This is a genomic window from Myceligenerans xiligouense (genome assembly GCF_003814695.1).
GTDB lineage: Bacteria > Actinomycetota > Actinomycetes > Actinomycetales > Cellulomonadaceae > Myceligenerans > Myceligenerans xiligouense.
The window spans coordinates 1891016-1915680 of the sequence record NZ_RKQZ01000001.1; the positions used below are offsets into that span (position 1 = coordinate 1891016).

25 protein-coding genes are annotated in these 24665 nt (G+C 72.6%); 15 read left to right on the plus strand and 10 right to left on the minus strand.

Features of this window, described 5'->3' with window-relative positions:
• Nucleotides 1-32: 32 nt before the first annotated feature.
• Entirely contained in the window at nt 33-1583 is a 1551-nt protein-coding gene (gene sepH, locus EDD34_RS21385; protein WP_123814108.1) for a septation protein SepH, read from the minus strand.
• Nucleotides 1584-1831: 248 nt separating this feature from the next.
• On the opposite strand from sepH, the gene EDD34_RS08065 reads away from it, so the two are divergent.
• Nucleotides 1832-2692 carry an inositol monophosphatase family protein gene (locus tag EDD34_RS08065; protein WP_123814109.1) on the plus strand — a complete coding sequence of 287 codons (861 nt, stop codon included), beginning with the start codon at nt 1832-1834 and terminating at the stop codon, nt 2690-2692.
• A gap of 321 nt (nt 2693-3013) precedes the next feature.
• Nucleotides 3014-3316, plus strand: a complete 303-nt coding sequence (locus tag EDD34_RS08070) for a DUF4193 domain-containing protein (RefSeq protein WP_123814110.1) — start codon at nt 3014-3016, stop codon at nt 3314-3316.
• A gap of 87 nt (nt 3317-3403) precedes the next feature.
• Here EDD34_RS08070 and EDD34_RS08075 read toward each other — a convergent pair whose 3' ends face one another.
• Entirely contained in the window at nt 3404-3862 is a 459-nt protein-coding gene (locus tag EDD34_RS08075; RefSeq protein WP_123814111.1) for a DUF3093 domain-containing protein, read from the minus strand.
• Between EDD34_RS08075 and dut the strand changes: the two genes are divergently transcribed.
• The 4 genes from dut to EDD34_RS08095 all read left to right on the plus strand — a co-directional run bounded on the left by dut (nt 3861) and on the right by EDD34_RS08095 (nt 6699).
• A complete protein-coding gene (gene dut / locus EDD34_RS08080; RefSeq protein ID WP_123814112.1) occupies nt 3861-4376 on the plus strand; it encodes a dUTP diphosphatase in 516 nt (171 codons plus the stop codon). The two genes, EDD34_RS08075 and dut, sit on opposite strands and share 2 nt — an antisense overlap.
• Nucleotides 4377-4670: 294 nt before the next feature.
• Nucleotides 4671-5279 carry a DUF3710 domain-containing protein gene (locus EDD34_RS08085; protein WP_425462348.1) on the plus strand — a complete coding sequence of 203 codons (609 nt, stop codon included), beginning with the start codon at nt 4671-4673 and terminating at the stop codon, nt 5277-5279.
• A gap of 10 nt (nt 5280-5289) precedes the next feature.
• Complete coding sequence (locus EDD34_RS08090; protein ID WP_123814114.1) at nt 5290-5658, plus strand: OB-fold nucleic acid binding domain-containing protein; 369 nt, start codon at nt 5290-5292, stop codon at nt 5656-5658.
• Nucleotides 5659-5811: 153 nt separating this feature from the next.
• A complete protein-coding gene (locus EDD34_RS08095; protein ID WP_123814115.1) occupies nt 5812-6699 on the plus strand; it encodes a DUF3159 domain-containing protein in 888 nt (295 codons plus the stop codon).
• On the opposite strand, the gene EDD34_RS08100 is transcribed toward EDD34_RS08095, so the two are convergent.
• Nucleotides 6641-7306 (minus strand): potassium channel family protein, encoded by a 666-nt coding sequence (locus EDD34_RS08100; protein ID WP_123816409.1) that lies wholly within the window; start codon nt 7304-7306, stop codon nt 6641-6643. The two genes, EDD34_RS08095 and EDD34_RS08100, sit on opposite strands and share 59 nt — an antisense overlap.
• Complete coding sequence (locus EDD34_RS08105) at nt 7306-7959, minus strand: potassium channel family protein (RefSeq protein WP_123816410.1); 654 nt, start codon at nt 7957-7959, stop codon at nt 7306-7308. The genes EDD34_RS08100 and EDD34_RS08105 overlap by 1 nt, the downstream gene beginning before the upstream one ends.
• 56 nt (nt 7960-8015) lie before the next feature.
• On the opposite strand from EDD34_RS08105, the gene EDD34_RS08110 reads away from it, so the two are divergent.
• The 4 genes from EDD34_RS08110 to acnA all read left to right on the plus strand — a co-directional run bounded on the left by EDD34_RS08110 (nt 8016) and on the right by acnA (nt 14758).
• Nucleotides 8016-10016, plus strand: a complete 2001-nt coding sequence (locus EDD34_RS08110; protein ID WP_123814116.1) for an APC family permease — start codon at nt 8016-8018, stop codon at nt 10014-10016.
• Nucleotides 10013-11455: a class I SAM-dependent RNA methyltransferase gene (locus tag EDD34_RS08115; protein ID WP_123814117.1), complete on the plus strand. Its 1443-nt coding sequence runs from the start codon at nt 10013-10015 to the stop codon at nt 11453-11455. Before EDD34_RS08110 ends, EDD34_RS08115 begins: the two co-directional genes overlap by 4 nt.
• Nucleotides 11456-11604: 149 nt before the next feature.
• On the plus strand, nt 11605-11796 hold the full coding sequence (locus tag EDD34_RS08120) for a hypothetical protein (protein WP_123814118.1): 192 nt from the start codon (nt 11605-11607) through the stop codon (nt 11794-11796).
• A 184-nt stretch (nt 11797-11980) separates the two neighbouring features.
• A complete protein-coding gene (gene acnA, locus EDD34_RS08125) occupies nt 11981-14758 on the plus strand; it encodes an aconitate hydratase AcnA (RefSeq protein WP_123814119.1) in 2778 nt (925 codons plus the stop codon).
• Between the two features lie 169 nt (nt 14759-14927).
• Here acnA and EDD34_RS08130 read toward each other — a convergent pair whose 3' ends face one another.
• A complete protein-coding gene (locus tag EDD34_RS08130) occupies nt 14928-15473 on the minus strand; it encodes a carboxymuconolactone decarboxylase family protein (RefSeq protein ID WP_123814120.1) in 546 nt (181 codons plus the stop codon).
• A 165-nt stretch (nt 15474-15638) separates the two neighbouring features.
• On the opposite strand from EDD34_RS08130, the gene EDD34_RS08135 reads away from it, so the two are divergent.
• The 4 genes from EDD34_RS08135 (at nt 15639) to EDD34_RS08150 (ending at nt 18459) form a co-directional block, all read left to right on the plus strand.
• On the plus strand, nt 15639-16490 hold the full coding sequence (locus EDD34_RS08135) for an AraC family transcriptional regulator (RefSeq protein ID WP_123814121.1): 852 nt from the start codon (nt 15639-15641) through the stop codon (nt 16488-16490).
• Between the two features lie 51 nt (nt 16491-16541).
• Nucleotides 16542-17237 (plus strand): glutamine amidotransferase, encoded by a 696-nt coding sequence (locus EDD34_RS08140; protein WP_123814122.1) that lies wholly within the window; start codon nt 16542-16544, stop codon nt 17235-17237.
• A gap of 162 nt (nt 17238-17399) precedes the next feature.
• A complete protein-coding gene (locus EDD34_RS08145) occupies nt 17400-18002 on the plus strand; it encodes a YdeI/OmpD-associated family protein (protein WP_123814123.1) in 603 nt (200 codons plus the stop codon).
• 43 nt (nt 18003-18045) lie between these two features.
• The gene (locus EDD34_RS08150) at nt 18046-18459 is read left to right on the plus strand and encodes a VOC family protein (protein WP_123814124.1); all 414 of its coding nucleotides are present in this window, start codon (nt 18046-18048) and stop codon (nt 18457-18459) included.
• 113 nt (nt 18460-18572) lie between these two features.
• Here EDD34_RS08150 and EDD34_RS08155 read toward each other — a convergent pair whose 3' ends face one another.
• Both EDD34_RS08155 and EDD34_RS08160 read right to left on the minus strand, forming a co-directional pair.
• Entirely contained in the window at nt 18573-19112 is a 540-nt protein-coding gene (locus tag EDD34_RS08155; RefSeq protein WP_123814125.1) for a hypothetical protein, read from the minus strand.
• Nucleotides 19113-19212: 100 nt separating this feature from the next.
• A complete protein-coding gene (locus tag EDD34_RS08160) occupies nt 19213-20079 on the minus strand; it encodes an alpha/beta fold hydrolase (protein ID WP_170177004.1) in 867 nt (288 codons plus the stop codon).
• A gap of 81 nt (nt 20080-20160) precedes the next feature.
• Here EDD34_RS08160 and EDD34_RS08165 point away from each other — a divergent pair, with 81 nt between their 5' ends.
• A complete protein-coding gene (locus EDD34_RS08165; RefSeq protein ID WP_123814126.1) occupies nt 20161-20787 on the plus strand; it encodes a TetR/AcrR family transcriptional regulator in 627 nt (208 codons plus the stop codon).
• 204 nt (nt 20788-20991) lie between these two features.
• On the opposite strand, the gene EDD34_RS08170 is transcribed toward EDD34_RS08165, so the two are convergent.
• From EDD34_RS08170 to EDD34_RS08185, 3 genes are all read right to left on the minus strand, one after another.
• Nucleotides 20992-21939, minus strand: a complete 948-nt coding sequence (locus EDD34_RS08170; protein ID WP_246012252.1) for an aminoglycoside phosphotransferase family protein — start codon at nt 21937-21939, stop codon at nt 20992-20994.
• 23 nt (nt 21940-21962) lie between these two features.
• Nucleotides 21963-22661, minus strand: a complete 699-nt coding sequence (locus EDD34_RS08175; RefSeq protein WP_123814128.1) for an NUDIX hydrolase — start codon at nt 22659-22661, stop codon at nt 21963-21965.
• 511 nt (nt 22662-23172) lie between these two features.
• Entirely contained in the window at nt 23173-24663 is a 1491-nt protein-coding gene (locus EDD34_RS08185) for a GuaB1 family IMP dehydrogenase-related protein (protein WP_123814129.1), read from the minus strand.
• Between the last annotated feature and the right edge of the window lie 2 nt (nt 24664-24665).

Sequence of the window (24665 nt, forward strand, 5' to 3'; positions counted from 1 at the left end):
AAGGAAGGTGGCGGGAGCTGACCGCTCCGCGATCAGCCTTCGGGGCGCGAGCCGAAGACGATCTCGTCCCAGCTCGGGACCTGCGCGCGGCCCCGGCGGGCCGAACGGCGGCGCGACGGCGGCTTCGTCTTGTCCCCGGTCGCGCTGTCCCCGGACGGCCGCGCGCCGTCGCGCCCGCCCGGCGTGTCACCGGTGGCCGCGGAGTCCGCCGAGTCCCGTCCCGCACCGTCGTCGCCGTGCTCGGGCCGTGCCGCCTTGGCGGGCGCGGGCCGCAGCGCCTTGGGCACCGCGCCCGTGAGCGGACCGCCGGTCCGGAGCGCGGCGGTGCGCGGCCGCCGCTCCTCGTCCCGGTCGGGTCCGGGGATCTCCCACTGGCTCGGGCCGTCCCACTCGAGCTGCGTCCCGGAGGCCGAGGGGTCCGCGGGGGCGGGCTCGCCCGACGAGGACTCGGGGCCCTGCTTGCCGCGCCGTGCGCCGAGGTCGACGACGGCGGCCGGGGCCGGTTCGCCCTCGTGCGACGCTCCCGCGGCCTCGGTGGACGGGCGCTCGGAACCGTTCGTGGCCCGTTCGCCGGGGGTGAACTCCGATGCGCCGGTTCCGGCCGTGCCGACTCGCGGGGTACCGGTTCCGGGGGTGCCGACCCTCGGCGTGCCGCCTCCGGGCGTGCGGACTCGCGGGGTGCCGCTCCCCGGCATGCCGACTCGCGGTGTGCCGGCTCCGGGTGTGCCGACCCTCGGGGTGCCGACCCTCGGGGTGCCGACCCCCGGCGTACCAGGCCTCCGCGTGCCTGCCCCCGGCGTGGCCGGGTCCAGGCGGCGCCGGCGGGGTGACAGATCGTCCAGGTCGAGCTCGCCGGCATCGACGTCGGACGGCGGGGCGCTGCGCTGCGGGCGCTGGCCGCGGCGCTCGGAGAGACCGTCGAGCAGCAGGTCGGTCTCGTCGTCGACGGCGGCGGCGCGGCCGTACCCGCGGGTGGGAGGCAGCGCCGTGACGGTGCGGGAGACGGGCCCGCCGTCGTCCTCGGGGAGGGCGAGCCAGCGCGCCTCGTCGTCGAGCGCGATCACCGCCCCGCCCCGCGGGTCGAACGACCAGCGCGCCACCCGCTCGCCGGCGTCGACCGTGAACCTCAGGGTGACGACCCACGGCGCGACGCCCTCGCGGGTCGCCGTCCACGTGACGGTGGCGGGGCTGCTGCCACGTTCCCTCAGCCGCTTGTCGGCGAGGTCGCCGATGGTCGCCGTGCCGCCGTCCTCGGACATCACGGCCTTCGCGCGGACGCGCCCCACGGCGTGCTCGCGCTCCGAGGCCACCGGGTACTCGAAACGGCGGATCTGCTCCGTGGGCATGCCGGACTCGGCGGCGAGATCGTCGGCCGTGGCGCCCGCGCGCAGCCGCGCCTGGATGTCGCGGGGGCGCATGGCCAGTTCCTCGTCGGCACGGATCGACTCCATCCGGGGGCGATCACCACGCACCGCGGCACGGAGGGCGTCCGTGATGGGCAGCGTGTGCTCGGCGCCGTCGGGACCGACGACCACCAGGCGGTCACCGTCCTCGTGCAGCCGTACGAGCTCGAGCTCGTCCATCGTCTTTACCTCCGCATGGGCTCGCGTGCACCTGCGAGACTGCCATCATCCATGCGATACGACCAACAGGCGCGCCGGGAATCCCGGACTGACGGGCGTGTGGCCGAACGCGGGATCGCCGGGCGGGACCCGGGCGTCCCCGCTGCCGGTCATTCCCTGGACGAATGAAGGTTCGCGATGTCATACCACGGTTTCCCCGGTCTTGCCGAGTGAACATCGAAACTTATGGGCACGGCAATTCCGGCAGGATGGCTGACGTGAGCGAAAACTCTCTCCCCCCTGTTCCTCCTGGCGCCGGCATCGATATCGCGGGACTCCGCGCCCTCGCGGTGCGCCTCGCCACCACCGCCGGGGCGCTCGTGCGCGAGGGGCGCCCCGAGACGGTCGAGGTCGCCGCCACGAAGTCGACCGGGACCGATCCGGTCACCGAGATGGACCGCGCGTCGGAGGACCTGCTGCGCGAGATCCTCGCCGCGGAGCGGCCCGACGACGCCATCCTGGGCGAGGAAGGCGACGACGTGGCCGGCACGAGCGGGCTCACCTGGGTCGTCGACCCGATCGACGGCACGGTCAACTACCTGTACGGCGTCGCGGGCTGGGCGGTGTCCGTCGCCGTCGTCGCCGGGCCGCCGGACCCCGCCGAGTGGACGATCCTCGCGGGCGCCGTGCACTCCGTACCCCAGAACACCACGTGGTCGGCGGGTCTCGGCGAGGGCGCCACGCGCGACGGGCGGCCGATCGGCGTGTCGCGCCCCGCGTCGCTGTCGGAGTGCCTGGTCGGTACCGGCTTCGGGTACGACGCCGACCGCCGGGCCTCGCAGGCGGTGGTGCTGACCCACGTGCTGCCGCAGGTGCGCGACATCCGGCGGCTGGGTTCGGCGGCGATCGACCTGTGCCTGTTGGCCCAGGGGGCGATCGACCTGTACTACGAACGCGGGCTGAACCCGTGGGACATGGCGGCCGGCGCGCTCGTGGCGACCGAGGCCGGTGCCGTGCTGACGGGGCTGCGGGGGCGTCCGGCCACGGGTGACATGGTGGTCGCGGGCGGCGCGGACTTCGTCGCTCCGCTGGCGAAGATTCTCGAGGCGGCCAACGCCGACGAGGGGTAGAAAAGGGGTTCGGACCCGCAGGTCCGATCTGTCGGACGGCCGGTCGCGGGCCGCTTCCGACGGGCTATCGCGCCGGAAGCGTGTCACGGTGTGAAACACGTGTGGCGGAATCCTGTTCACTGATGGGGGCCACAGTAGATCGACGGCCAGGTCACAGCACCTGTTGGCCCAGGTCAGCAGTGACGTGACGCGGTTAACACCCATACGTGTCGCGCGGCGAGAAAAAATGGTGCAGAATCCGTTCGCCCGTCCGGGAACAAAACCCGGCCCCCATGCATTATCAGCTCAGCCCCCATCGACGGAAGACCCACGGAGACACCAATGGCCACTGATTACGACGCACCTCGCAAGACCGACGAGGACGTCGAGCAGGACTCGATCCAGGAGCTGCAGGCTCGCCGCCAGGACAAGTCGTCCGGCGTCGTGGACGAGGACGAGACCGAAGCGGCGGAAGGGTTCGAGCTCCCGGGCGCGGATCTTTCGGGTGAGGAGCTCGCCGTCCGCGTGCTGCCCCGCCAGGCCGACGAGTTCACCTGCTCGAGCTGCTTCCTCGTGCATCACCGCAGCCAGCTCGCGGCCGAGAACGGCGGCCAGCCGATCTGCACGGAGTGCGCCGCTGCCTGACCCAGCGCGCGACGCGAGCACACCTCGCGAGTTTTCGACACCAGGCTGTCACGTGTTCGTGGCAGCCTTTGTCGTGTTCGCGGCCGGCTATCTCGCGTGCTTCGTGGAGACGGCCGCCACCAGGGTGTGGGGGTCGCGGGTCGAGACGAGCCAGTAGGGCGTCGGGTCCTGAGGGTCGGCGACGGAGATGCGGACGCCCGTGCGGGCCCACGCGCGCAGGCACACGTAGGCGCGTGCGTCCAGGCCCGGGCCGAGCTCCCAGCGCATGTCCGTCGCGTCGAGCGGGGTCGCCCCGCCGAGCTGGGCCAACGGGATGCTGGCCCGCCCGGCCTGCAGCACGCCGCCGCTCACCTGCACCACGGGCGACGTCGTCGCCAGCGCGATCACCGCGATCGCGCAGATCAGGACTCCCGTGGCGACGCCCAGCGGAGGGCTGAACGGCCACGGCACGATCCCCGCGATGACACCCAGTCCGACGGCGCCCAGCCAGCCGCCCGGCCCGGGCAGCAGGCGCTCGTGGAACTTGGGGGTGGCGCGGGAGGTCATGGAGGACATCATCCCGTACCCTCGCAGCGTGCCTCACGACGACACCACCGATCCCGGCAGCACCGTGGACGTGCTCATCCAGCTGCTCGACCCTCGTGTTCCCGTCCCCGCCTACGCCCATCCGGGCGACGCCGGTGCGGACCTCGTGACCACGCAGGACGTCGAGCTGCCGCCGGGCGGCCGGGCGACGGTCCCGACCGGGGTGGCCGTCGCGCTGCCCGACGGCTACGCCGCGTTCGTCCACCCGCGCTCCGGCCTCGCGGCCAGGCACGGGGTCACGCTCGTCAACGCGCCCGGCACGGTCGACGCGGGCTACCGTGGCGAGATCAAGGTGACGCTGCTCAACACCGACCTCGGCGAGGCCGTGAAGCTCGCCCGCGGGGACCGCGTGGCGCAGCTCGTGATCCAGAAGGTGGAGCGGGCCCGGTTCCTGCCCGCCGAGACGCTGCCGGGCAGTGCGCGGGGCGCCGGCGGCTTCGGGTCCAGCGGCGGCTGGGCGTCTGCGAGTTCCTAGACCGCCCGCGGGCCGCGTGAACCCCGGACGCGAGGCCCGGCGCCCGACGACGGCGAGCCGCGTGTGCTCGCGGCGAACGCGGCGCGGGACACCCGCGGAGCGTTACCTGGCGTTCGGCGACCGGGACTAAGGTAGAGAGTTGGGCGCGAAGCCCGCGCCCGTCCGAGAGGAGATGGTGGCCAAGTGGGTCTGTTCCGACGTGGAGCGAAGGCGCCGACGCCCGAACCGGAGCCGCAGGTTCCGCAGCGCCAGGCCTCGCCGGCTCCGGCGCAAGGCCCGTTCGACCGTTCCGACGTGGACAAGCCCGGACCGCGCGTCGATCTCGGCGCGATCTGGCTCCCGGTGCTGCCCGGACTCGAACTGCGCATGGAGATCGAGAAGAAGACGCAGAAGGTCACCGGCGTCACCGCCGCTCTCGGCGGGTCGAGTCTGCAGCTCCAGGCGTTCGCCGCACCGAAGTCCTCGGGGATCTGGGACGAGATCCGCGCGGAGATCGCCGACTCCGTGGCCCGCCAGGGCGGCTCGGTCGACGACGTCCCGGGAGTGTTCGGCCGGGAGCTGCTGGTCCACATGCCGGCCACGGCGCCGGACGGCTCGGCCCGTACCCGGCCCGCGCGCTTCATCGGCGTCGACGGCCCGCGCTGGTTCGTGCGCGGCGTGCTCGCAGGCAAGGCGGCGCTCGACAAGGAGGCGGCACGGGCGCTGGAGTCCGTGTTCGCGAACGTCGTCGTCGTGCGCGACGAGAACCCGCGCCCGCCGCGCGACCTGCTCACCCTGACGCTGCCCCGGCAGAAGAGCGCCGCCGCGGAGGTCGACACGACCACGGACACCGCGGCGACGCGGCCGGAGGCCGCGGACTTCAACCCCCTGCGCCGGGGTCCCGAGATCACCCAGATCGGCTGAGCGAGGCACCATGGGTCTGCGATCGACGTTGGCTGAGGTCCTGGCCTCGAACGACGAACGCGAGGCGGTCCAGGAGCGGGCGGCGGCGGCACGGAGCACGGGCTGCACCGCCGTCGACCGGCTGGAGTCGCGCCGGCGGGGGTCGGTGGCCGGCATCCTCCGCTCGGTGGTGCTGCGGCCGCGTGAGGGCGTGCCGACGGTGGAGGCCGAGCTGTACGACGGCTCGGGCGTGCTCGACCTGGTCTGGCTCGGCCGCCGCTCCATCGCGGGGATCGAGCCCGGCCGCCGTCTGCGCGTCGAGGGCATGGTGTCCGACGTCCAGGGCCGCCGCACCATCTTCAACCCTCGCTACGAGCTCCGCCCGCTGCCGGGCGAGTGAGCCCGTCACCAGGTCAGGGTCCCCGTCCATGACCACCGCCCCGCCGCGCGAGCACCGGATCGGCCACAGGCCGCACCATGTTACCGACGGGGTGTTCGGCGCGCAGTGTTCGACGATGTCCCCTGACGGCCCGCAGCACGGCAGAATGTCCGCATGACGCACCGCACCGATCCTCGTTCCTCCGCCGAGCACGATCAGTCCACGTCGCCGGGCCGTGGTCTCGCCGCGGTGACGGGTGACGATTTCTCGCCGCTGGCGGCGGTGGGCGGTGTGCGCGGCCTGGTCGAGTCGGTGGCGCCCGGTGTGGTGTTCGTCGTGCTCTTCGTGGTCCTGCAGGACCTCATGGTCCCGCTGGTGGCGTCCGTCGCCGTCGCGGTCCTCGCGACGGTCGCGCGGCTGGTGCAGCGCACGCCGCTGACGACGGCGCTGGGCGGGCTGGTCGGCGTGGTGATCGGCGCGGTCTGGGCGTGGCGCACCGGGGACGCCGAGAACGTGTTCGTCTGGGCGTTGTGGACCAATGCCGCCTACCTGGTGGTCATGCTCGCGTCGATCCTCGTCCGCTGGCCGGTGATCGGGCTGTTCGTGGAGGCGCTGGCGACCGGGTTCACCCCGGAACAGGTGCGCCGGAGCGGGCAGGACGCCGAGCCGCCGTCGGGCACGGAACCGTCGTCGGGGACGGAGCCGGTGTCGGAAGCCGGGCCGGACCGCCCGAGCACGGCCCCCGGCGCGGGCACCGACGAGGAAGGCCGTGAGGCCGACGACGAGCCCAACCCCCTCGCCGCCCTCACGGCGTGGCGCCAGGACCCGGCGAAGGTGCGCGCCTACACCACCGCCACCTGGCTCTGGGTCGGCATGTTCGCGCTGCGCCTCGCGGTGAAGACCCCGCTCTACTTCGCCGGGACCGTCGCGTGGCTGGGCACGTTCCACCTGTTGCTGGGTGTGCCGCTGTTCGCGCTGGTGCTGTTCGGCTGCTGGCTCGTGATCAGGCCTGTCCTGTCAGGAGGCGCTGCAGCTTCGCCCGGTCGACGCCGGCGCCGGTGACGATCAGCAGCTCGTCGTGCCCTTCGAGCGTGTCGTCGTCGCTGGGCACGATGGGCCGCCCGTCGCGCACGATCGTCGACAGCGCGGTGTCCGCGAGCCAGTCGATCTGACCGACGCGCGTCCCGATCAGGGGCGAGTCGCGCGGCAGCGTGATCTCGAGGATGTCCGAGCCGGACTGGCGGAAGGTGAAGATCGGCACGAGGTCACCCACGGCGACGGCTTCCTCGACCATCGCGGTCATGATGCGCGGCGTGGACACGGCCACGTCCACGCCCCAGGAGCCGTCGAACATCCACTCGTTCTTCGGGTTGTTCACCCGGGCCACCGTGCGCGGCACGCCGAACTCCGTCTTGCACAGCAGCGAGAACACCAGGTTCACCTTGTCGTCGCCGGTGGCCCCGACCACGACGTCCGCGGTCTCGACGTCGGCATCCTGCAGGCTGGACAGTTCGCAGGCGTCGGCGAGCAGCCAGTCGGCCTCGGGCACCTGGGCGACCCGCATGGCCAGGGGGTTGCGGTCCACCAGCATGACCTCGTGGTCGTGGCTGAGCAGTTCCCGGGCGATCGAGCGCCCCACCGACCCGGCCCCGGCGATGACCACGCGCATCATTCGCTCTCCTCCTTCGGCGCGGCGGTGAGCACGCGCTCGACGTCGGCGGAGTCGTCGACCCGCATGATCACGTGCAGCACGTCGTTCTCCTGCAGCACCGTCCCGTCGTCGGGGAGAACGCCCTCCGCGAAGCGGGAGATGAACGCGACGCGCGCGCCCGTGGCGCGCTCCAGTCGCCGCAGCGGTGACCCCACCCAGCCGGCGTGGTAGTCCACCTGCGCGATCCGCACCTTGCCGGACGGGTCCCGGAGCTCGTCGGTGGAACCCAGCGGCAGGATGCGGCGCAGCACCTGGTCCGCGGTCCAGCGGACCGTGGCGACCGTGGGGATGCCGAGCCGCTGGTAGATCTCCGCGCGCTGCGGGTCGTAGATGCGCGCCACGACGTTGTCGACGCCGTACGTCTCCCGCACGACACGCGCGGACAGGATGTTGGAGTTGTCGCCGTCGGACACCGCGGCGAAGCCGAAGGCCTCCTCGATCCCGGCCTGCACCAGGGTGTCCCGGTCGAAGCCGACGCCGGTGACCTTCTTGCCGGCGAAGTCCGAGGGCAGGCGCCGGAACGCGTCGTTGTTCTGGTCGACGACGGCGACCGAGTGCCCGCGCTCGGAGATGTTCTGCGCGAGAGTGGCCCCCACACGGCCACAGCCCATGATCACGAAGTGCACGATGGGAACGCTACCCGCCTTTGGGCATAGCATCATGCAACGTGCCGGAAATTATCGACGCGGCCAAGCGATTGCTGGTCGGCCGTCCTCTGCGGAGCGACAATCTGGGGCGCACGCTGCTCCCGAAGCGGCTGGCGCTGCCGGTGTTCTCCTCGGACGCGCTCAGCTCGATGGCGTACGCGCCGGACGAGATCCTTCTCATGCTCGCCGTGGCGGGCCTCACGGCGACCGCGGTGTCGCCGTGGGTGGGGCTGGCCGTCGGCGTGATGCTGCTCGTCGTGGTGGCCTCCTACCGGCAGAACGTGCGCGCGTACCCGTCCGGCGGCGGCGACTACGAGATCGTCACGACGAACCTGGGGCCCGCGGCGGGCCTCGGCGTGGCGTCCTCCCTGCTGGTGGACTACGTGCTCACCGTCGCCGTGTCCGTCTCCTCCGGCGCCCAGTACGCGGCCAGCGCCCTGCCGGCCCTGCGCGGCTACGAGGTCCTGGTCGCCGTGGGGATCATCGGTTTCCTCACGCTGATGAACCTGCGCGGCGTCCGGGAGTCGAGCCGGGTCTTCGCCGTGCCGATGTACAGCTTCATGGCCGTCATGGGCGCGATGGCGGTCGTCGGCGCGATCCGGCACTACACCGGGACGCTGCCGCCGTCGGAGAGCGCCGGGTTCGAGATCGTGCCGGCCGCCGGGGTGGACCAGGGGCTCGTCGGGCTCGGCGGCGCGCTGCTGGTGGCGCGCGCCTTCGCGTCCGGCTCCGTGGCCCTCACCGGTGTCGAGTCCATCAGCAACGGCGTGCCCGCCTTCCGCAAACCCAAGGGACGCAACGCCGCGAACACCCTGGCGATGCTCGGCCTGATCTCCGCCGCGACACTCATGATGCTGGTCATGCTCGCCCAGGCCACGGGCGTCCGGTACGCCGAGGACCCGCACACCCAGCTCACGCTCGACGGCGAGCCCCTGCCCGTCGACTACGTCCAGCACCCGGTGATCAGCCAGCTCGCCGAGGCGGTGTTCTCCGGCGCGCCGTTCGTCTTCTACCTGGTGGTGGCCGTCACCGGGCTGGTGCTCCTGCTCGCCGCGAACACGGCCTTCGCCGGGTTCCCGGTGCTGGGCTCGATCCTCGGCCGCGACGGCTACCTGCCCCGCCAGCTGCACACACGCGGCGACCGGCTCGCGTTCTCCAACGGCATCCTCACCCTCGGAGCGGGCGCGATCGTGCTCGTGGTCGTGTTCGACGGGCGCGTCACCGCCCTGATCCAGCTCTACATCGTGGGCGTGTTCCTCTCGTTCACCCTGTCCCAGCTCGGCATGGTGCGGCACTGGAGCCGCGAGCTGCGCACCGAGGTGCGCCCCGACACCCGCGCGCGCATGAAGCGCTCGCGGTTCATCAACGGCGTCGGCCTCGTCGCCACCGCCGCCGTCCTCGTCATCGTGCTCGTCACCAAGTTCACGCACGGCGCCTGGATCACACTGCTCGCGATCATGGGGCTGTTCGTCATCATGCGCTCCATCCGCAAGCACTACGACCGCGTCAGCGAGGAACTGGCCCTCACGGACGACGACACCATCCGCGCACTGCCCAGCCGCGTGCACGCCATCGTGCTGGTCTCCAAGGTGCACAAGCCCACCCTGCGCGCCCTCGCCTACGCGCGTGCCTCGCGGCCCCAGACCCTGGAGGCCGTCACCGTCGGCGTCGACCGCGACAACCTCCCGGACCTCACCCGGGAGTGGGAGGCGCTCGACCTGCCGGTACCATTGCGAATCCTCGACTCCCCGTACCGTGAGATCACCAAGCCCGTGCTGAAGTACGTGCGCTCGGTGCGCCGGGAGTCTCCCCGCGACCTCGTCGTCGTCTACATCCCCGAGTACGTCGTGGGCCACTGGTGGGAGCAGCTCCTGCACAACCAGTCCGCGCTGCGTCTCAAGGGCCGCCTCCTGTTCACCCCGGGCGTCGTCGTGGCATCCGTGCCGTGGCAGCTGGAGTCGTCGGCCGGACAGACCGGGCTCGAGGGTGTCGACGCCCACCGCAGAAGGCAGGTTCCATGACCACCAGACCGTCCCGCCCCCGACCCGGGCGTGGGTCCCGCCCCGGGCGTCCGCCCCGGAGCCGCGAGCCGCGCGTCAGCGACCTGCCCGGCGTCGGCGAGATCCTCGAGCTCGAGATCGGCCCGGTCGCCCACGGCGGACACTGCGTCGCCCGGCACGAGGGCCGCGTCGTGTTCGTGCGCCACACCCTCCCCGGTGAGCGCGTGCGGGCCCGCGTCACCAGCACCGGCTCCCGCTTCTGGCGGGCCGACGCCGTCGAGATCCTCAGCCCCTCACCCGACCGCGTGACCCCGGCCTGGCCCGCCGCCGGACCGGGCGGCGCCGGCGGCGGCGAGCTCTCCCATGTCGCGCTCGCGGCGCAACGTCGCTGGAAGGCCGACGTCGTCGTCGAACAGCTGCGCCGCATCGCCCGGTACGAGGGCGAGCTGCTGGACGGTTTCGAGGTCACCGCCGCCCCCGGCGACGACGACGCCGGCGGGCTCGGCTACCGCACCAGGATCGACCTCGTGGCCGACGACGACGGCCGGCTCGGCATGCATGGCTTCCGCTCCCACGACGTCGTCGCGCTCGACCCGCTGCCTGCCGGCATGCCGCTCGCGACCGCCGAGGTGGCGGCGCTCGCGGCCGCGGAGGGGGTGTTCGAGCGGAAGTGGAAGCCGGGCACACGGGTCGAGCTCGTGGCGCCGAGCGGTGCTGCCGACGACGGCGCGGGCGGGGCGGCCGGCGACGGTGGCGCCACGGGCGGTGGGACCGGCAGCGGGGCGCAGCCGCTCGTGCTGGTCGACGGCGAGCCGTGGCACCGCGGACGGGTCGACTCCCGGCCGAACGCCCGCCGGGCCGTGAAGGAGACCGTGCCGGTGCGACTGCCGGGCACGGGCGAAGACCGCACGTTCGCCTACCGGGTGAGCGCCGGCGGGTTCTGGCAGGTCCACCGCGCCGCGCCGGGTGTGCTCGCGCAGGCCGTGCTCGACGCCGTCGGCCCGCTGCCGGGTGCGACCGTGCTCGACCTGTACTCCGGGGCCGGGCTGTTCACGCTGCCGCTGGCCGCGGGGGTGGGGGAGAGCGGCGTCGTCGTCGCGGTCGAGGGTGACGACGACGCCGTCCGCGACGCGCGCCGCAACGCCCACGGGCTGGATCAGGTCCGCCTGCTCGCGGGGGACGTGGCGGAAGTGCTGACCGGGGATGATGACTCGGTGCCCGCGCGGGCCGACGTCGTCGTCCTCGATCCACCGCGGTCCGGGGCGAAACGCGACGTCGTGGCCGCGATCGCGGACCGCGAGCCGGCACGGGTGGTCTACGTGGCGTGCGACCCGGCGGCGCTCGCGCGCGACGTCGGCTACTTCGGCCAGGCGGGCTACCGCCTGACGGACCTGCGCGCCTTCGACCTGTTCCCCCACACCCACCACGTGGAGGCCGTCGCCGTGCTCGAACGCGCCTGACGCCGGGCGCCGGGAGGAGCTCGGGAACGGCTCCGGATCGTGGTCCGGGCGCGGCCCGCGTGGCGGGCCGGGTGACGGTGTGCGCCACGCGGGCACAGCCCTCCGGGACGGGGCGGGCGGCACTTGCGCGGCCTTCTACGCTGGCGCCCATGGCGGAGGACGGGAAGGTGAGCAGGCTCGAGCTCCTGATCGCGTGGGTGCGGCGGTGGGGGCGGTTCGCACGGGTCGCGCGGGTGGCCGCGCGGAACCCGCTGGGGCGCAGGATCGGTGTCCTCCTCCTGGTCCCGTTCGCGCTGCTCGTCCTGGTGGTCGTGGTGGTGGTGCGCGTGCTGACGGGATGAGACCGCCCGCGTCCGCCGTCGTCCCCGTTCGTGACGGGCAAGTATCTTGACGTCAAGATATATGCGGTATGCTGACGGCAGCAGCCCGGCCTAGGCTGGGTCAAGCCCCCAAATTCCGCCGTCGGGCCGGTGCGCGTGTGCGTCCGGGCACCCGGTGGCCCGCAAGCCCCGCGAAGGAGCCACAGTGAGCAGCGTGGACACGTTCGGATCGAAGGGAACGCTGGAGGTAGGCGGCAAGGCCTACGAGATCTTCCGGCTGTCGGCGGTGGAGGGCGTCGAGCGGCTGCCGTACGCCCTCAAGATCCTCGCCGAGAACCTCCTGCGCACCGAGGACGGTGCCAACATCACTGCCGACCACGTGCGCGCACTGGCGTCGTGGGACCCGGACGCCCAGCCGGACACGGAGATCCAGTTCACGCCGGCGCGCGTGATCATGCAGGACTTCACCGGTGTGCCCTGCGTCGTCGACCTGGCCACCATGCGCGAGGCCGTCGCCGAGCTCGGCGGCGACCCCACGCGGATCAACCCGCTGTCGCCGGCCGAGATGGTCATCGACCACTCGGTGCAGATCGACGTCGCCGGCACCACGGACGCGTTCGCGCGCAACGTGGAGATCGAGTACGAGCGCAACCACGAGCGCTACCAGTTCCTGCGCTGGGGCCAGACGGCGTTCGACGACTTCAAGGTCGTCCCGCCGGGCACCGGCATCGTGCACCAGGTGAACATCGAGTACCTGGCCCGCACGGTGATGACGCGCGAGGTCTCCGTGAACGGTGAGGCGCCGGTGCTCCGGGCCTACCCCGACACGTGCGTCGGCACCGACTCGCACACCACGATGGTCAACGGCCTGGGCGTGCTCGGCTGGGGCGTGGGCGGCATCGAGGCCGAGGCGGCGATGCTCGGCCAGCCCGTGTCCATGCTCATCCCGCGCGTGGTGGGCTTCAAGCTCACCGGCTCCATCCCGGCGGGCGTCACCGCGACCGACGTCGTCCTCACGATCACGCAGATGCTGCGCCAGCACGGCGTCGTCGGGAAGTTCGTCGAGTTCTACGGCGCCGGCGTGGCGCAGGTCCCGCTCGCGAACCGCGCCACCATCGGCAACATGTCGCCGGAGTTCGGCTCGACGGCCGCGATCTTCCCGATCGACGGCGTCACGGTCGACTACCTGCGCCTGACGGGCCGCTCCGAGGAGCAGCTCGCGCTCGTCGAGGCGTACGCCAAGGAGCAGGGCCTGTGGCTCGAGGCCGACGGCGTCGAGGCGAAGTACTCCGAGTACCTCGAGCTGGACCTGTCGACGGTGGTGCCGTCGATCGCCGGCCCGAAGCGCCCGCAGGACCGCATCGAGCTGACGAACGCCAAGGCCGCGTTCACCCGTGACCTGCCGGCCTACGCGCCCGACGTGCTGGACCAGGTGGACGAGGCCGAGAAGGAGTCGTTCCCCGCGTCCGACTCGCCGGCCATCACGCCGAACGGCCGCAAGCACGTGCACGTCACGAACAGCGCGGGCAAGGAGTTCGAGCTGTTCCACGGCGCCGTGGCGATCGCCTCGATCACCTCGTGCACCAACACCTCGAACCCGTCGGTCATGCTCGCCGCCGCCCTGCTCGCGAAGAACGCCGTGGAGAAGGGCCTGGTGGCCAAGCCGTGGGTCAAGACCTCCATGGCGCCGGGCTCGCAGGTCGTCACCAACTACTACGAGAAGGCCGGCCTGTGGCCGTACCTCGAGAAGCTGGGCTTCCACCTCGTGGGCTACGGCTGCGCCACCTGCATCGGCAACTCGGGCCCGCTCGACGAGAAGATCTCGGAGGCCGTCAACGAGCACGACCTGTCCGTCGTCTCCGTGCTGTCCGGCAACCGCAACTTCGAGGGCCGCATCAACCCGGACGTCAAGATGAACTACCTGGCGTCCCCGCCGCTGGTCATCGCGTACGCCCTCGCCGGCACCATGGAGTTCGACTTCGACCACGACCCCCTGGGCCGCGACGAGGCCGGCAACCCGGTGTTCCTCAAGGACATCTGGCCCTCCCCCGAGCTGGTCGAGGCCACGATCGCGGCATCGATCGACCGCAAGATGTTCGAGGCGGACTACGCCGACGTCTTCTCCGGCGACGACCGCTGGCGCGCGCTCGACACCCCCGAGGGCGACACGTTCTCCTGGGACCCCGACTCCACCTACGTGCGCAAGCCGTCGTACTTCGACGGCATGGGCATGGAGCCGGCTCCGGTCGAGGACATCACCGGCGCGCGCGTCCTGGCCAAGCTGGGCGACTCCGTCACCACGGACCACATCTCCCCGGCCGGAGCGATCAAGCCCGACTCCCCGGCGGGCAAGTACCTCGCCGACCACGGCGTGGCCCGCCGCGACTTCAACTCCTACGGCTCGCGCCGGGGCAACCACGAGGTCATGGTCCGCGGCACGTTCGCGAACATCCGCCTCCGCAACCAGCTCCTGGCCGCGGAGAACGACGGCGCCGGCGTCGAGGGCGGCTTCACGTACAACTTCGTGAAGGACACCCAGGACACCATCTACGACGCCGCGCAGGACTACGCCGCGGCCGGCACGCCGCTCGTGGTGCTCGGCGGCAAGGAGTACGGTTCCGGCTCCTCGCGCGACTGGGCGGCCAAGGGCACGAAGCTGCTCGGCGTGAAGGCCGTCATCACCGAGAGCTTCGAGCGCATCCACCGCTCGAACCTCATCGGCATGGGCGTCCTGCCGCTGCAGTTCCCGGCCGGCGAGTCCGCCGGGTCGCTGGGGCTGGACGGTACCGAGACGTTCGACATCTCGGGCATCACGGCACTCAACGACGGCACCACGCCGTCCACGGTGGCCGTGAAGGCGACCAAGGCCGACGGCACGGCCGTCGAGTTCGACGCCGTGGTCCGCATCGACACCCCGGGCGAGGCGGACTACTACCGCAACGGCGGCATCCTGCAGTACGTGCTCCGCTCGGTCGTGGCCTGAGCCACGGCATGAGAGCGGCCTGACCGATCAGGTGCCCGACGGCGGCCCCGGTCACTTTCCCCAGGGAAGGTGACCGGGGCCGCCGTCGTCGACGTTCCGGGACCGCCACGGGCCGCGCCTTCTCGCAGCCTTCCGGCTCGGTACTACGCCGATGCGGGTCCTCCGGCCGTCACCTCGCGCTGCGCAGTGCCACGGTGGGGAAGTCGACCGGCACGTCGAGCGCGATGTTGACGTAGTTGGTGAACAGGTTCAGGGCGACCTGTGCGATCACCTCGACGATGTGCTCGTCCTTCCATCCCTGGTCACGGACCGCCTGCACGTCCTGGGGCGTGACCTGACCACGCTGTTCGACCAGCTTCAGCGCGAAGCCGAGGAGGGCGGCGGTGCGCGGGTCTTCGGACCGGCCGTCCTGTGCCGCCGTCAGAGCCTCGCGGGAGAGCCCGGCCTTGCGGCCGAGAGCGGTGTGAGCGGCCAGGCAGTACTCGCACGAGTTGCGGTTCGCGACGGCGACCGCGACCTGTTCTCCGAGCACCGGCCCGAGGGCTCCGTCGCCGAACGCCCCGAAGGACGACCACATGCTCGTCAGGGCGGCGGGGGAGTTCGCGACAGCCTGGAACATGGCCGGAACGGCGCCGAACGTGGCGTGGACCTGGTCGAGCTGGTTCTTGACGGTTCCGGTCGCGGACTCGCGGTCGACAAGGGGGACGACGGACATGGAGAAGCTCCTTCTGCCGAGCGGGACAGCCGCGGGAGCGGCTGTGCTGGGACACCTCCGCGGGGGACCCTGCGGGGCGGTGTGAACCCAGACTGGCAGCCCGTGTCGGATGAATGGTATGAGATCGTCCGATGTTCGTACCAGATCGTCTGGCACACTCGGTCCGTGCCCTCCATCGACCGACTCTCACCCCTCCTGGACCGATTCCGGGTGCGAACGCGCGTGTTCCACACGGGCCCGCTGTGCGGCGTGACGACTTTCGCGGCGCAGCCGGGGCGTGGCTTTCTGCACGTGCTCCGGCGTGGCGAGATGGAGGTGACCTACCAGGGGCCGGGCGGCCGGATGGAGCACAGGGCGATCGACCGGCCGAGCCTGCTCTTCTACCCGCGGCCGCTGGAGCACGCCTTCCACAACGCGCCGACGGCGGACTCGGACTTCGCCTGTGCGACGCTCGACTTCGACGGCGGCGAGACCCATCCGCTCGTCCGTACGCTGCCGCCCGTCATCGTGCTGCCCCTGGCGGACGTCGACAGCCTGGGCCCGTCGCTCGACCTGCTGTTCGCCGAGATCGACAACGTGAGCTGCGGCCGCCGGGTACTGGCCGACCGGCTCTTCGAGGTGGTGCTCATCCACCTGTTCCGCTGGCTCCTCGACCACACGGACGAGCTCGCGCTGCCCGCGGGCCTGCTGCCAGGGCTCGCCGACGAACGCATCGCGCGCACACTCCTGGCGGTGCACGAGTCGCCGGGCCGACCGTGGACGCTCGCCACGATGGCGCACGAGGCGAGCATGTCGCGCAGCGCCTTCGCCGCACGGTTCAAGGCGGCGGTCGGGCAAGCGCCCGCCGAGTACGTGACGGGCTGGCGGCTCACGATCGCCCAGGACCGGTTGCGGGCGGGAGCCTCGGTCGCCAGGACCGCCACCGAGCTGGGCTACGCCAACCCGCCCGCGTTCTCCCGGGCGTTCACGCGTGAGCTGGGGCGCTCGCCCCGCGCCTGGCTCGCCGCGACCGAGTGACGCCACCCTGACCCACCACTCGCCACCACCCCGATCCCTGAGGACATGCCCATGACCAGAGACGTTCTTGCCATCCGTCACGTGCCGTTCGAGGACCTGGGACTGCTGGAGCCGCTGCTGACAACGCGCGGATATCGGACGTCCTACCGTGACATCGTCGAGCCGATCACCCAGGAAGCCGCTCTCGCGCCTGACCTCCTGGTCGTGCTCGGCGGCCCTGTCGGCGTCTACGACACGGGGGCCTACCCTTTCCTGAAGGCCGAGCAGCAGGCGATCGCCGCACGACTCCACGCGGGTCGACCGGTACTGGGTGTCTGCCTGGGAGCCCAGCTCGTCGCGGCGGCGCTCGGCGCGGACGTGGCACCGACCGGACGCACGGAGATCGGCTACGGTCCGCTGACCCTGACCGATGAGGGGCGGGGTTCCGTGCTCGCCCCGCTGGACGGTGTGCCGGTGCTGCACTGGCACGGTGACCAGTTCGCCGTGCCGGTGGGTGCCGTCCGTCTCGCGGAGACGCCCGGATTTCCGAACCAGGCCTTCAGCATCGGCGCCCACGTGCTCGGGCTGCAGTTTCACCTCGAGGCGGACCACACGCAGATCGAACGGTGGCTGGTGGGGCACGCTCACGAACTCGCAGGCGCGGGCGTCGACCCGAACCGTGTTCGAGCCGACGCCGAAGTTCACGGCCCGCGTCTCGCCGACGCCGCCAGGCACGTGTTCGAGGCATGGCTCGACGGGAACGAATAGCGGGCCCGTGTCGATGGCATCGGGCTCGGCCTCCGGAGGGAGGTCGGCCGCAGGCGTCGCGGGTGACGCGGACGGCGCCCCTCGTTCGCGCCGCTCCCGTCGCCGCGACGGGTACGGGCGCCGGCCGGTGTCGATGTCAGAGTCCCGGCGTACGGTGCACGCATGATCGACAACCCCGAGCTGATCCTCGCCGACGCCGCCGCCTGGCGGGCGTGGCTCGACGAGAACGAGTCGACGTCCGACGGCGTGTGGCTCGTGCTGGCCAAGAAGGGCACGGTGGAGCCCACGACGCTGAGCTACGCGAGCGCCCTCGAGGAGGCGCTGTGCAGCGGGTGGATCGACGCGCAGAAGCGCCGCCGCGACGAGGCGACGAGCCTGCAACGGTTCTGCCCCCGCCGGCCCCGCAGCCGGTGGTCGGCGCGGAACGTCGGCATCGTGGAAGGGCTCCGCGCCGCCGGGCGCATGCGGCCACGTGGCGTGGAGGAGGTCGAGAAGGCGAAGGCCGACGGCCGCTGGGAGGCCGCGTACGACGGCCCCAAGAACATCCGTGTCCCCGAGGAGCTCGCCGAGGCGCTCGCGGCCAGCCCGCGCGCCGCCGCGATGTTCGAGATCCTCTCCGGCCAGAACCGCTACGCCATCCTGCACCGCCTGGCCAACCTCAAGACGCCGGAGGCTCACACGCGCAACGTCACCAAGTTCGTCTCGATGCTGGAGCGCGGCGAGACGCCCTATCCCCAGAAGAGGGCGCTGGACGCCGGAACCTGACGGCAGGGCCGCGGATGTCCGACACCAGTGGCAGGGTCGGGGCATGGAACAGCGCATCAGCCTCATCACGCTCGCGGTGCGGGACGTCGCCGTCTCGCGGGCCTTCTACGTCGACGGACTCGGCTGGACTCCCGCGTTCGAGGAGCCCGGCGAGGTCCTCATGATCCAGGCCGGCGAGCATCTCCTGCTCTCGTTCTGGGCGCGGGACGATTTCGAGCAGGAGGTCGGTGCCGTGCGACAGGGCGCGGGCGTCGCACCGATCACCCTCGCGCACAACGTGCCGCACCGCGAGGACGTGAACGCGGTGCTCGCCACCGCCGCGGCGGCCGGTGCCGGTACTCCGCACGCACCCCAGGACCGGGAGTGGGGCGGCTACACGGGCTATTTCACGGATCCGGACGGCTACTCCTGGGAGGTCGCCTGGAACCCGGGCGCGATCGCGCAGATCGTTTTGTGAGCTGTGAGCTGTGAGCTGTGAGCTGTGAGCTGTGAGCTGTGAGCGGCGGCGCGCGAGGCATCGCGCGAGGCCGGGCAGCGCACGGGCGCGGCGCGCGCCCGGGGCGGGGCCCCTCAGGCGAGGGCCCGCGCCGCCGCGCCGAGGAGGATCACGCCCATGAGGATGCCCGTCGTCGGGTGGATCATCGGGGCGCCGCTCGGTGACATGAGCCGGGCGACAGCGGCGATCGGCCACGCGAGCACGATCGCCGCCAGGCAGATCAGGGCCACGAGGTAGAGGTCGTGCACCCCGAGCAGCTCGGCGAGCACCACGAGGTGGATCGTCATCGACAGCGCGACCGTCGCCGGCACGAGCCGGGTCAGGTCGCGCGCCGCGAGGGCCCCGGTGATCAGCCGCGTGATCGCCGCCTGGAGCCCGAACGCGACGGCGTACAGGCCGATCGTCCCGCCGTCGACGGCGGTTCCCGTGTCCCACGTCTCGATGACCTCGAGGCCCCCGCTGACGGCGGTCACCACCGCGCTCACCACTCCCACGATCGGCCCGAGCATCCACAGCCCTCGGATGTGGCGCTGCGACCACGCGAACCACAGGCCCCCGAGGCCGGCGAGAACGATCGCGGCGATGGCTGCATCCCGGGCGTGTTCGGCTGACATGCTTTCCTCACTCGTCGGTCGCGTGCCTCGGCGGACCCGGCGGAGGAAGGAATCCAGCAAGCCGGACGAACGCGACATCAGTGTAGGGGAAAAGCGCAGGTCAAGGAAGGTTACTGGGCTTCACGGCGGTGATGTGCTCGACGGCCCGGCGCCGCACGGTGTCGTCGCGCACGATCCGGTTGTGACCGAGCCCCGTGGTGGTGACGAGCTCGGCCGAGTCGGCGTGCGCGGCCAGGAGCAGCTCGGACTGGAGGTGGGAGACGCGCCTGTCGGCGGCGTCGTGCACGAACAGCGCGGGGATCGTCGCCGGAACGGGGCGGCGCGTGAGGTCGTAGCGCTCGTAGATGTCGGGCTCGTCGGGGAAGCGGCGCCGCCGCACCACGGCGTCGTACCGCCGGCGCAGCGCCGGTGGCGTCCCCGTGAACGCGAAGAATCCGTCGTTGATCGCGGTGACCGAGGAGATCCCGGCCAGTCCCGCGAACCGGTGCGCGAGGACCCCGTCGGCCAGGGCGACCCCGGCGCCGAGCACGCCGGCCGAGTGTGCGACGACGCCCTCCCAGCCGCCGGGCTCCGCGGCGGACAGTCGGTGGATGATCGCGACGTCGTCGGCCAGGGTGCGTCGCCTGCCGCCGGAGTCACCGTGCCCGGGGGCGTCGTAGGCGACGACGCGCCGTCCGGCGGCGAGGAGGTCGGAGATCAACGGCGCGAAGAACGAGGCGCGGGACTGCCAGCCGTGCACGAGCAGCACGGCAGGGGCCTCCGGATCGCCCCACGTGTGCACGACGACGTCCGCCCGCCGGCCGTCGGCGCCGTGGCGGTGGCCGAGGGTGCTCCGGCGGGACGCCTGATGAACCTCACGCTCGTGCGGGCGCACGGGGGCGGGCGGTCCGAGCCGAAAGGCGGCCCAGGCGGCGATCTCGGCGGCGAGCGGCGCGGGCACGTGGGCGAGGTGGCGCAGGGTGGTCACGAGTCCTCCCGGAGTATCTGAACGATCGATCGGATTGTTTCTCACGGTACAGCATGTCCGTACGGTCGTACACTTGGTTCCATGACTACCGACCTGCGCCGCGTCCGCGGCGACCGGACCCGGCGCGCGGTGCTGGACCAGGCCGTGCAGGACGCCTCGGTGAACGGGCTGGACGCGCTGTCGCTCGGCGGGCTGGCGGCGTCGGCCCCCGTGAACAAGAGCGCGATCGCGGGGCTGTTCGGCTCGAAGGAAGGGCTGCAGCTCGCCGTCGTCGCGCGGGCGCGGGAGGTCTACGCCGAGTCGGTCATCGTCCCGGCGAGGGGCGCGGAACGGGGTCTCGCCCGAGTCTGGGAGCTGGTCAGCCGGTGGATCGACTACTCGCGTCGGCGGGTGTTCCGAGGCGGTTGCTTCTTCCGTACCGTCGAGATCGAGTTCGACATGCGACCAGGTCCGGTGCGTGACGCCGTCGTCGAGGCGCAGGCCGAGTGGGACGGCTACCTGGCGCACCAGGTGGCGGTCGCGGTCGAGGCCGGCGAACTGTCCGCGGGCACGGATCCGCAGCAGGTGGCCTTCGAGGTCAACGCGCTGCTCAACGCCGCGAACGACCGTTCGCTCCTGCTCGGCGACGACCGGGTGTACGCGCGCACCCGGGCGGCGGTGCGGACGCTCCTGGAGGCCCGCGGCGCGGACCCGGCCGCGCTGCGCTGAGCGGACGGGTGGTCAGCCACCGGTGCTCAGCGGCCGGGTGCCGAGCGGCCGGGTGCCGAGCGGCCGAGGGCTGAGCGGACGGGTGGTCGGCCGCCGGGGCTCAGCGGCCGGGTGCCGAGCCGTCGGGCGTCGAGCGGCCGAGGGCTGAGCCGTCGGGCGTGGAGCGGCCGGGTGCCGGGCCGTCCCGTGGCGGTCGTCGGGTGGTCACTCGTCGTCGGCGAGCAGGCGCCGCAGGCCGTGCTCACCGATCGGGACCAGCCAGGGGTGCTCGTCGGGGTGCGCCAGCATGTTCGTCGCGTACATCAGGGCCCAGGCCCGGGAGCGCGTCCAGGTGGCCTCGTCCCAGCCGCGACCGTCCCGCGCGCCCGCGTCCACGGCGGCGCGGAAACGCGCGTGGCCCTCGGCGTCGAAGGTGAGCCAGGCGGTCGCGAGGTCGGACGCCGGATCGCCGGACGTGACGTCCCCGAAGTCGACGACGGCGGCGAGTTCCTGACCCCGCGCGGACTCGCGGACCACCAGGTTGCCCGGGTGCGGGTCCCCGTGCAGCCAGACGTCCGGGCCGCCGTGGGCCGGAGCGGCGATCGCCTCCTGCCAGAGGCGGGTCGCGGCGCCACGCAGCGCCTCGGGCACGCGTGCCAGACGTGCGGCGAAAACGGCGGGATCCGCGGCGTCGGGCCGCGCGGCCAGCGGAACTCCCCGCAACGGGTTCGGCGGAGCGGTGTCGGCCGGGACGTGCAGCGTGACGAGGAAGTTCGCGAGCTCTCCCGCCCAGGCCGCCCGCCCGGCGACGTCGGTGCGGGACGCGGTCACGCCGTCCACCCACCGGATGATGTTCCACGACCACGGGAATCCCAGGCGCTCGCTGGGATGCCCGTGGCGCACCGGGAGGGGGAACGCGATCCCGGTCGTCTCGAGCCTCGGCGCGAGGCGGGGGAGCGCGGCCTGTTCGTGCTCGATCAGGTGGGCGGCGGCTTCGCGCCGGGGGAGGCGGAGTGCCAGGTTGCGGCCGTCGGGCAGCGGGCCGAGCCGCAGCATCACGTTGTCCCAGCCGTTGGCCACCACCTCCAGCGGCAGCGTGGCGAGGTCGGGATGCTGCTCGGCGAGCAGATCCCGGGCAAGCCCGGTGCTGATGTCGATATCGGCGGCGACCACGGATTCTCCTTCGGCAGGGGTGCTCAGGGCCGCAGCTGGAGCTCGCGGGTGCGGTCCCATTCCTCGGCCCAGCCCAGGGCGTCGAACAGCGCGTCCAGGATGCCGCCGGTGAAGCCCCACACCAGGTGCGTCGTCGTGCCGTCGGAGATCTGGAATCCCGGGCCCCGGTAGGAGCGGCCCTTCTGGCCCACGACCACCGTGACCCGCGAGTCCGGGTTCAGCAGGTCCGCGACCGGCGCGCGGAAGACGTGCGACGACTCCGCCTCGTCCACCACTCCCACGGGCGTCGGCTTGGTCCACCAGCCCAGCACCGGGGTGACCACGTGGTTCGACGCGGGCATCGGCAGCGGGTCGAACTCGCCGAGCACCTCGACGCCGCCCGGGTCGAGCCCCGTCTCCTCCTCGGCCTCGCGCAGAGCGGTGTCCACCATGGTCTCGCCGTCGTCGGCCCGGCCGCCCGGGAACGCCACCTGACCGGCGTGGGACCGCAGCGTCGCGGCGCGCGCCAGCAGCAGGACGTCGAGATCGTCACGGACCGCCTCGGCCTGGGCGTGGTGATCGGCGGGGAGCTGGTCGAGCACGCCGAACAGGATCAGCACCGCCGCCGCCCGGGCCGTGCCCGAGAACTTGCCGCGCGCATGCCGCCACGGGTCCGGGAAACCGGCTGCGGCCAGCTCTTCCAACTGCGTGCGCGCGGGGGAGGCCGCAGGTGACGTGCTCATCCGACGAGGCTACCTCCGCAGGGCGGCTGCCCCGTCCCGACACCTGCCGAACCCCACCCTGCTCCCGCCGGTCGCCGCTCGCCGCTCGCCGCTCGCCGCTCGCCGCTCGCCGGTCGCCGGTCGCCTCTCGTCTCTCGCCGGTCGCCGCCGCCGAGCCGCAGTTTCGCCCTTTTTCGGTTCGCCGAACCGCAGTTTCAGCCCGCCTCTGGCTGCCGAACCGCATGATGAATCGTGCCAACGCGGCTTTGGCACGATTCATCATGCGGTTCGGCAGCTTGAAAGGGGCCAGGCGTGCGGTTCGGCGGCGGGGGCGGGCGGAGGCTGCGGTTCGGCAGGCGGAAAGGGCCCGTCAGGGGGGGGCGACGTGGAACTGCGGTTCGGGCCACTGCGGTTGGGCACCGGCGGTTCGGGCCACGGCGTCGCGCTCGTGCCGATCGCGCTACTGGTATCGGGCGTGGTGGTTCCGGGCCCGCCGGGAACGCCGGACCGGTGTGCCGACCGTGGCGGCGGTTCACCAGTTGGTCTCGACCGGGCGCCCCTCCTCGTAGCCCGCCGCGGACTGGATGCCCACCACCGCGCGCTCGGCGAACTCCGCGAGGCTCCGCGCCCCCGCGTAGGTGCACGACGACCGCAGCCCGGACGTGATCTCGTCCAGCAGGTCCTCGACACCGGGCCGCTGCGGGTCCAGGTACATGCGTCCGGTCGAGATGCCCTCCTCGTACAGGGCCTTGCGGGCCCGGTCGAACGCGGCGCCCTCCCCGGCGGTCCGCGCCGCCACCGCGCGCGCCGACGCCATCCCGAACGAGTCCTTGTACAGGCGCCCGTTCCCGTCCTCGCGCAGGTCGCCCGGCGACTCGAAGGTCCCGGCGAACCAGGATCCGATCATCACCTGCGACGCGCCGGCGGCCAGCGCCAGGGCGACGTCGCGCGGGTGGCGCACACCGCCGTCGGCCCACACGTGCTTGCCGAGCTCGCGCGCCGCCTCGGCGCACTCGAGCACCGCCGAGAACTGCGGCCGCCCGACGGCCGTCTGCATGCGCGTGGTGCACATGGCGCCGGGCCCCACCCCGACCTTCACGATATCGGCGCCGGCCGCCACGAGGTCGCGCACCCCCGCCGCGGTCACCACGTTCCCGGCCACGACCGGCACGGACGGGTCCACGGACCGCACCGCGTCGAGCGCGGCGAGCATCCGGTCCTGGTGGCCGTGCGCCGTGTCCACGACGAGCACGTCGACCCCGGCCGCGAGCAGGTCCTTCGTCTTGGCCGCGACGTCGCCGTTGATCCCGACCGCGGCACCCACGCGGAGCCGGCCCCGATCGTCCAGCGCGGGGGCGTAGACCGACGAGCGCACCGCGCCCTTGCGGGTCAGGACCCCGGTCAGGATCCCGTCGCGCACCACGGGCGCGAACTGCAGATGCGCGCCGTGCAGCGTGTCGAAGGCCCGCCGCAGACCGGCGCCCGCCGCGCCCGCCCCGGACGGCCCGCCGGTCCCGTCGCCGCCCTCCAGCAGTTCCGCGTCGATCACCAGCGGCTCGCCCGACATGACCGTCCGCACCTGCGCGAACCGGTCCACGTCGAGGCAGTCGGCCGCGGTCACGACGCCGACCGGCCGCCGATGCTCGGTCACCACGGCGGCGCCGTGCGCACGTTTGCCCAGGAGCGTCAGGGCGGTGTACACGGTGTCGTCGGGCGACACGACCACCGGCGTCTCCACCACCGGGTCCTTCGCCTTGACGCCCGCCACCACGTCGGCGACGACGCCTGCGGGCACGTCCTGCGGCAGGATCGCCAGCCCGCCCCGCCGCGCCACGGTCTCGGCCATGCGGCGGCCGGCCACGGCGGTCATGTTCGCCACGACGACGGGGATGGTGGTGCCGCAGCCGTCGGTGGTGGCGAGGTCGACGTCGAACCGCGAGGAGACGTCCGACCGGGACGGGACGAGGAACACGTCGCCGTAGGTGAGGTCGTGGGAAGGGGCCTGGCCCGGGAGGAATCGCACGA

Coding starts and splice junctions, on each gene's coding strand:
- EDD34_RS08140 (WP_123814122.1), top strand. CDS start 16,542: ATGACCAGAGACGTTCTTGCCATCCGTCACGTGCCGTTCGAGGACCTG.
- EDD34_RS08145 (WP_123814123.1), top strand. CDS start 17,400: ATGATCGACAACCCCGAGCTGATCCTCGCCGACGCCGCCGCCTGGCGG.
- EDD34_RS08115 (WP_123814117.1), top strand. CDS start 10,013: ATGACCACCAGACCGTCCCGCCCCCGACCCGGGCGTGGGTCCCGCCCC.
- EDD34_RS08155 (WP_123814125.1), bottom strand. CDS start 19,112: ATGTCAGCCGAACACGCCCGGGATGCAGCCATCGCCGCGATCGTTCTC.
- sepH (WP_123814108.1), bottom strand. CDS start 1,583: ATGGACGAGCTCGAGCTCGTACGGCTGCACGAGGACGGTGACCGCCTG.
- EDD34_RS08120 (WP_123814118.1), top strand. CDS start 11,605: ATGGCGGAGGACGGGAAGGTGAGCAGGCTCGAGCTCCTGATCGCGTGG.
- EDD34_RS08165 (WP_123814126.1), top strand. CDS start 20,161: ATGACTACCGACCTGCGCCGCGTCCGCGGCGACCGGACCCGGCGCGCG.
- EDD34_RS08100 (WP_123816409.1), bottom strand. CDS start 7,306: ATGCGCGTGGTCATCGCCGGGGCCGGGTCGGTGGGGCGCTCGATCGCC.
- EDD34_RS08130 (WP_123814120.1), bottom strand. CDS start 15,473: ATGTCCGTCGTCCCCCTTGTCGACCGCGAGTCCGCGACCGGAACCGTC.
- EDD34_RS08175 (WP_123814128.1), bottom strand. CDS start 22,661: ATGAGCACGTCACCTGCGGCCTCCCCCGCGCGCACGCAGTTGGAAGAG.
- dut (WP_123814112.1), top strand. CDS start 3,861: ATGGAGGACATCATCCCGTACCCTCGCAGCGTGCCTCACGACGACACC.
- EDD34_RS08095 (WP_123814115.1), top strand. CDS start 5,812: ATGACGCACCGCACCGATCCTCGTTCCTCCGCCGAGCACGATCAGTCC.
- EDD34_RS08090 (WP_123814114.1), top strand. CDS start 5,290: ATGGGTCTGCGATCGACGTTGGCTGAGGTCCTGGCCTCGAACGACGAA.
- EDD34_RS08105 (WP_123816410.1), bottom strand. CDS start 7,959: ATGGGCTGTGGCCGTGTGGGGGCCACTCTCGCGCAGAACATCTCCGAG.
- EDD34_RS08150 (WP_123814124.1), top strand. CDS start 18,046: ATGGAACAGCGCATCAGCCTCATCACGCTCGCGGTGCGGGACGTCGCC.
- EDD34_RS08075 (WP_123814111.1), bottom strand. CDS start 3,862: ATGACCTCCCGCGCCACCCCCAAGTTCCACGAGCGCCTGCTGCCCGGG.
- EDD34_RS08070 (WP_123814110.1), top strand. CDS start 3,014: ATGGCCACTGATTACGACGCACCTCGCAAGACCGACGAGGACGTCGAG.
- EDD34_RS08065 (WP_123814109.1), top strand. CDS start 1,832: ATGGCTGACGTGAGCGAAAACTCTCTCCCCCCTGTTCCTCCTGGCGCC.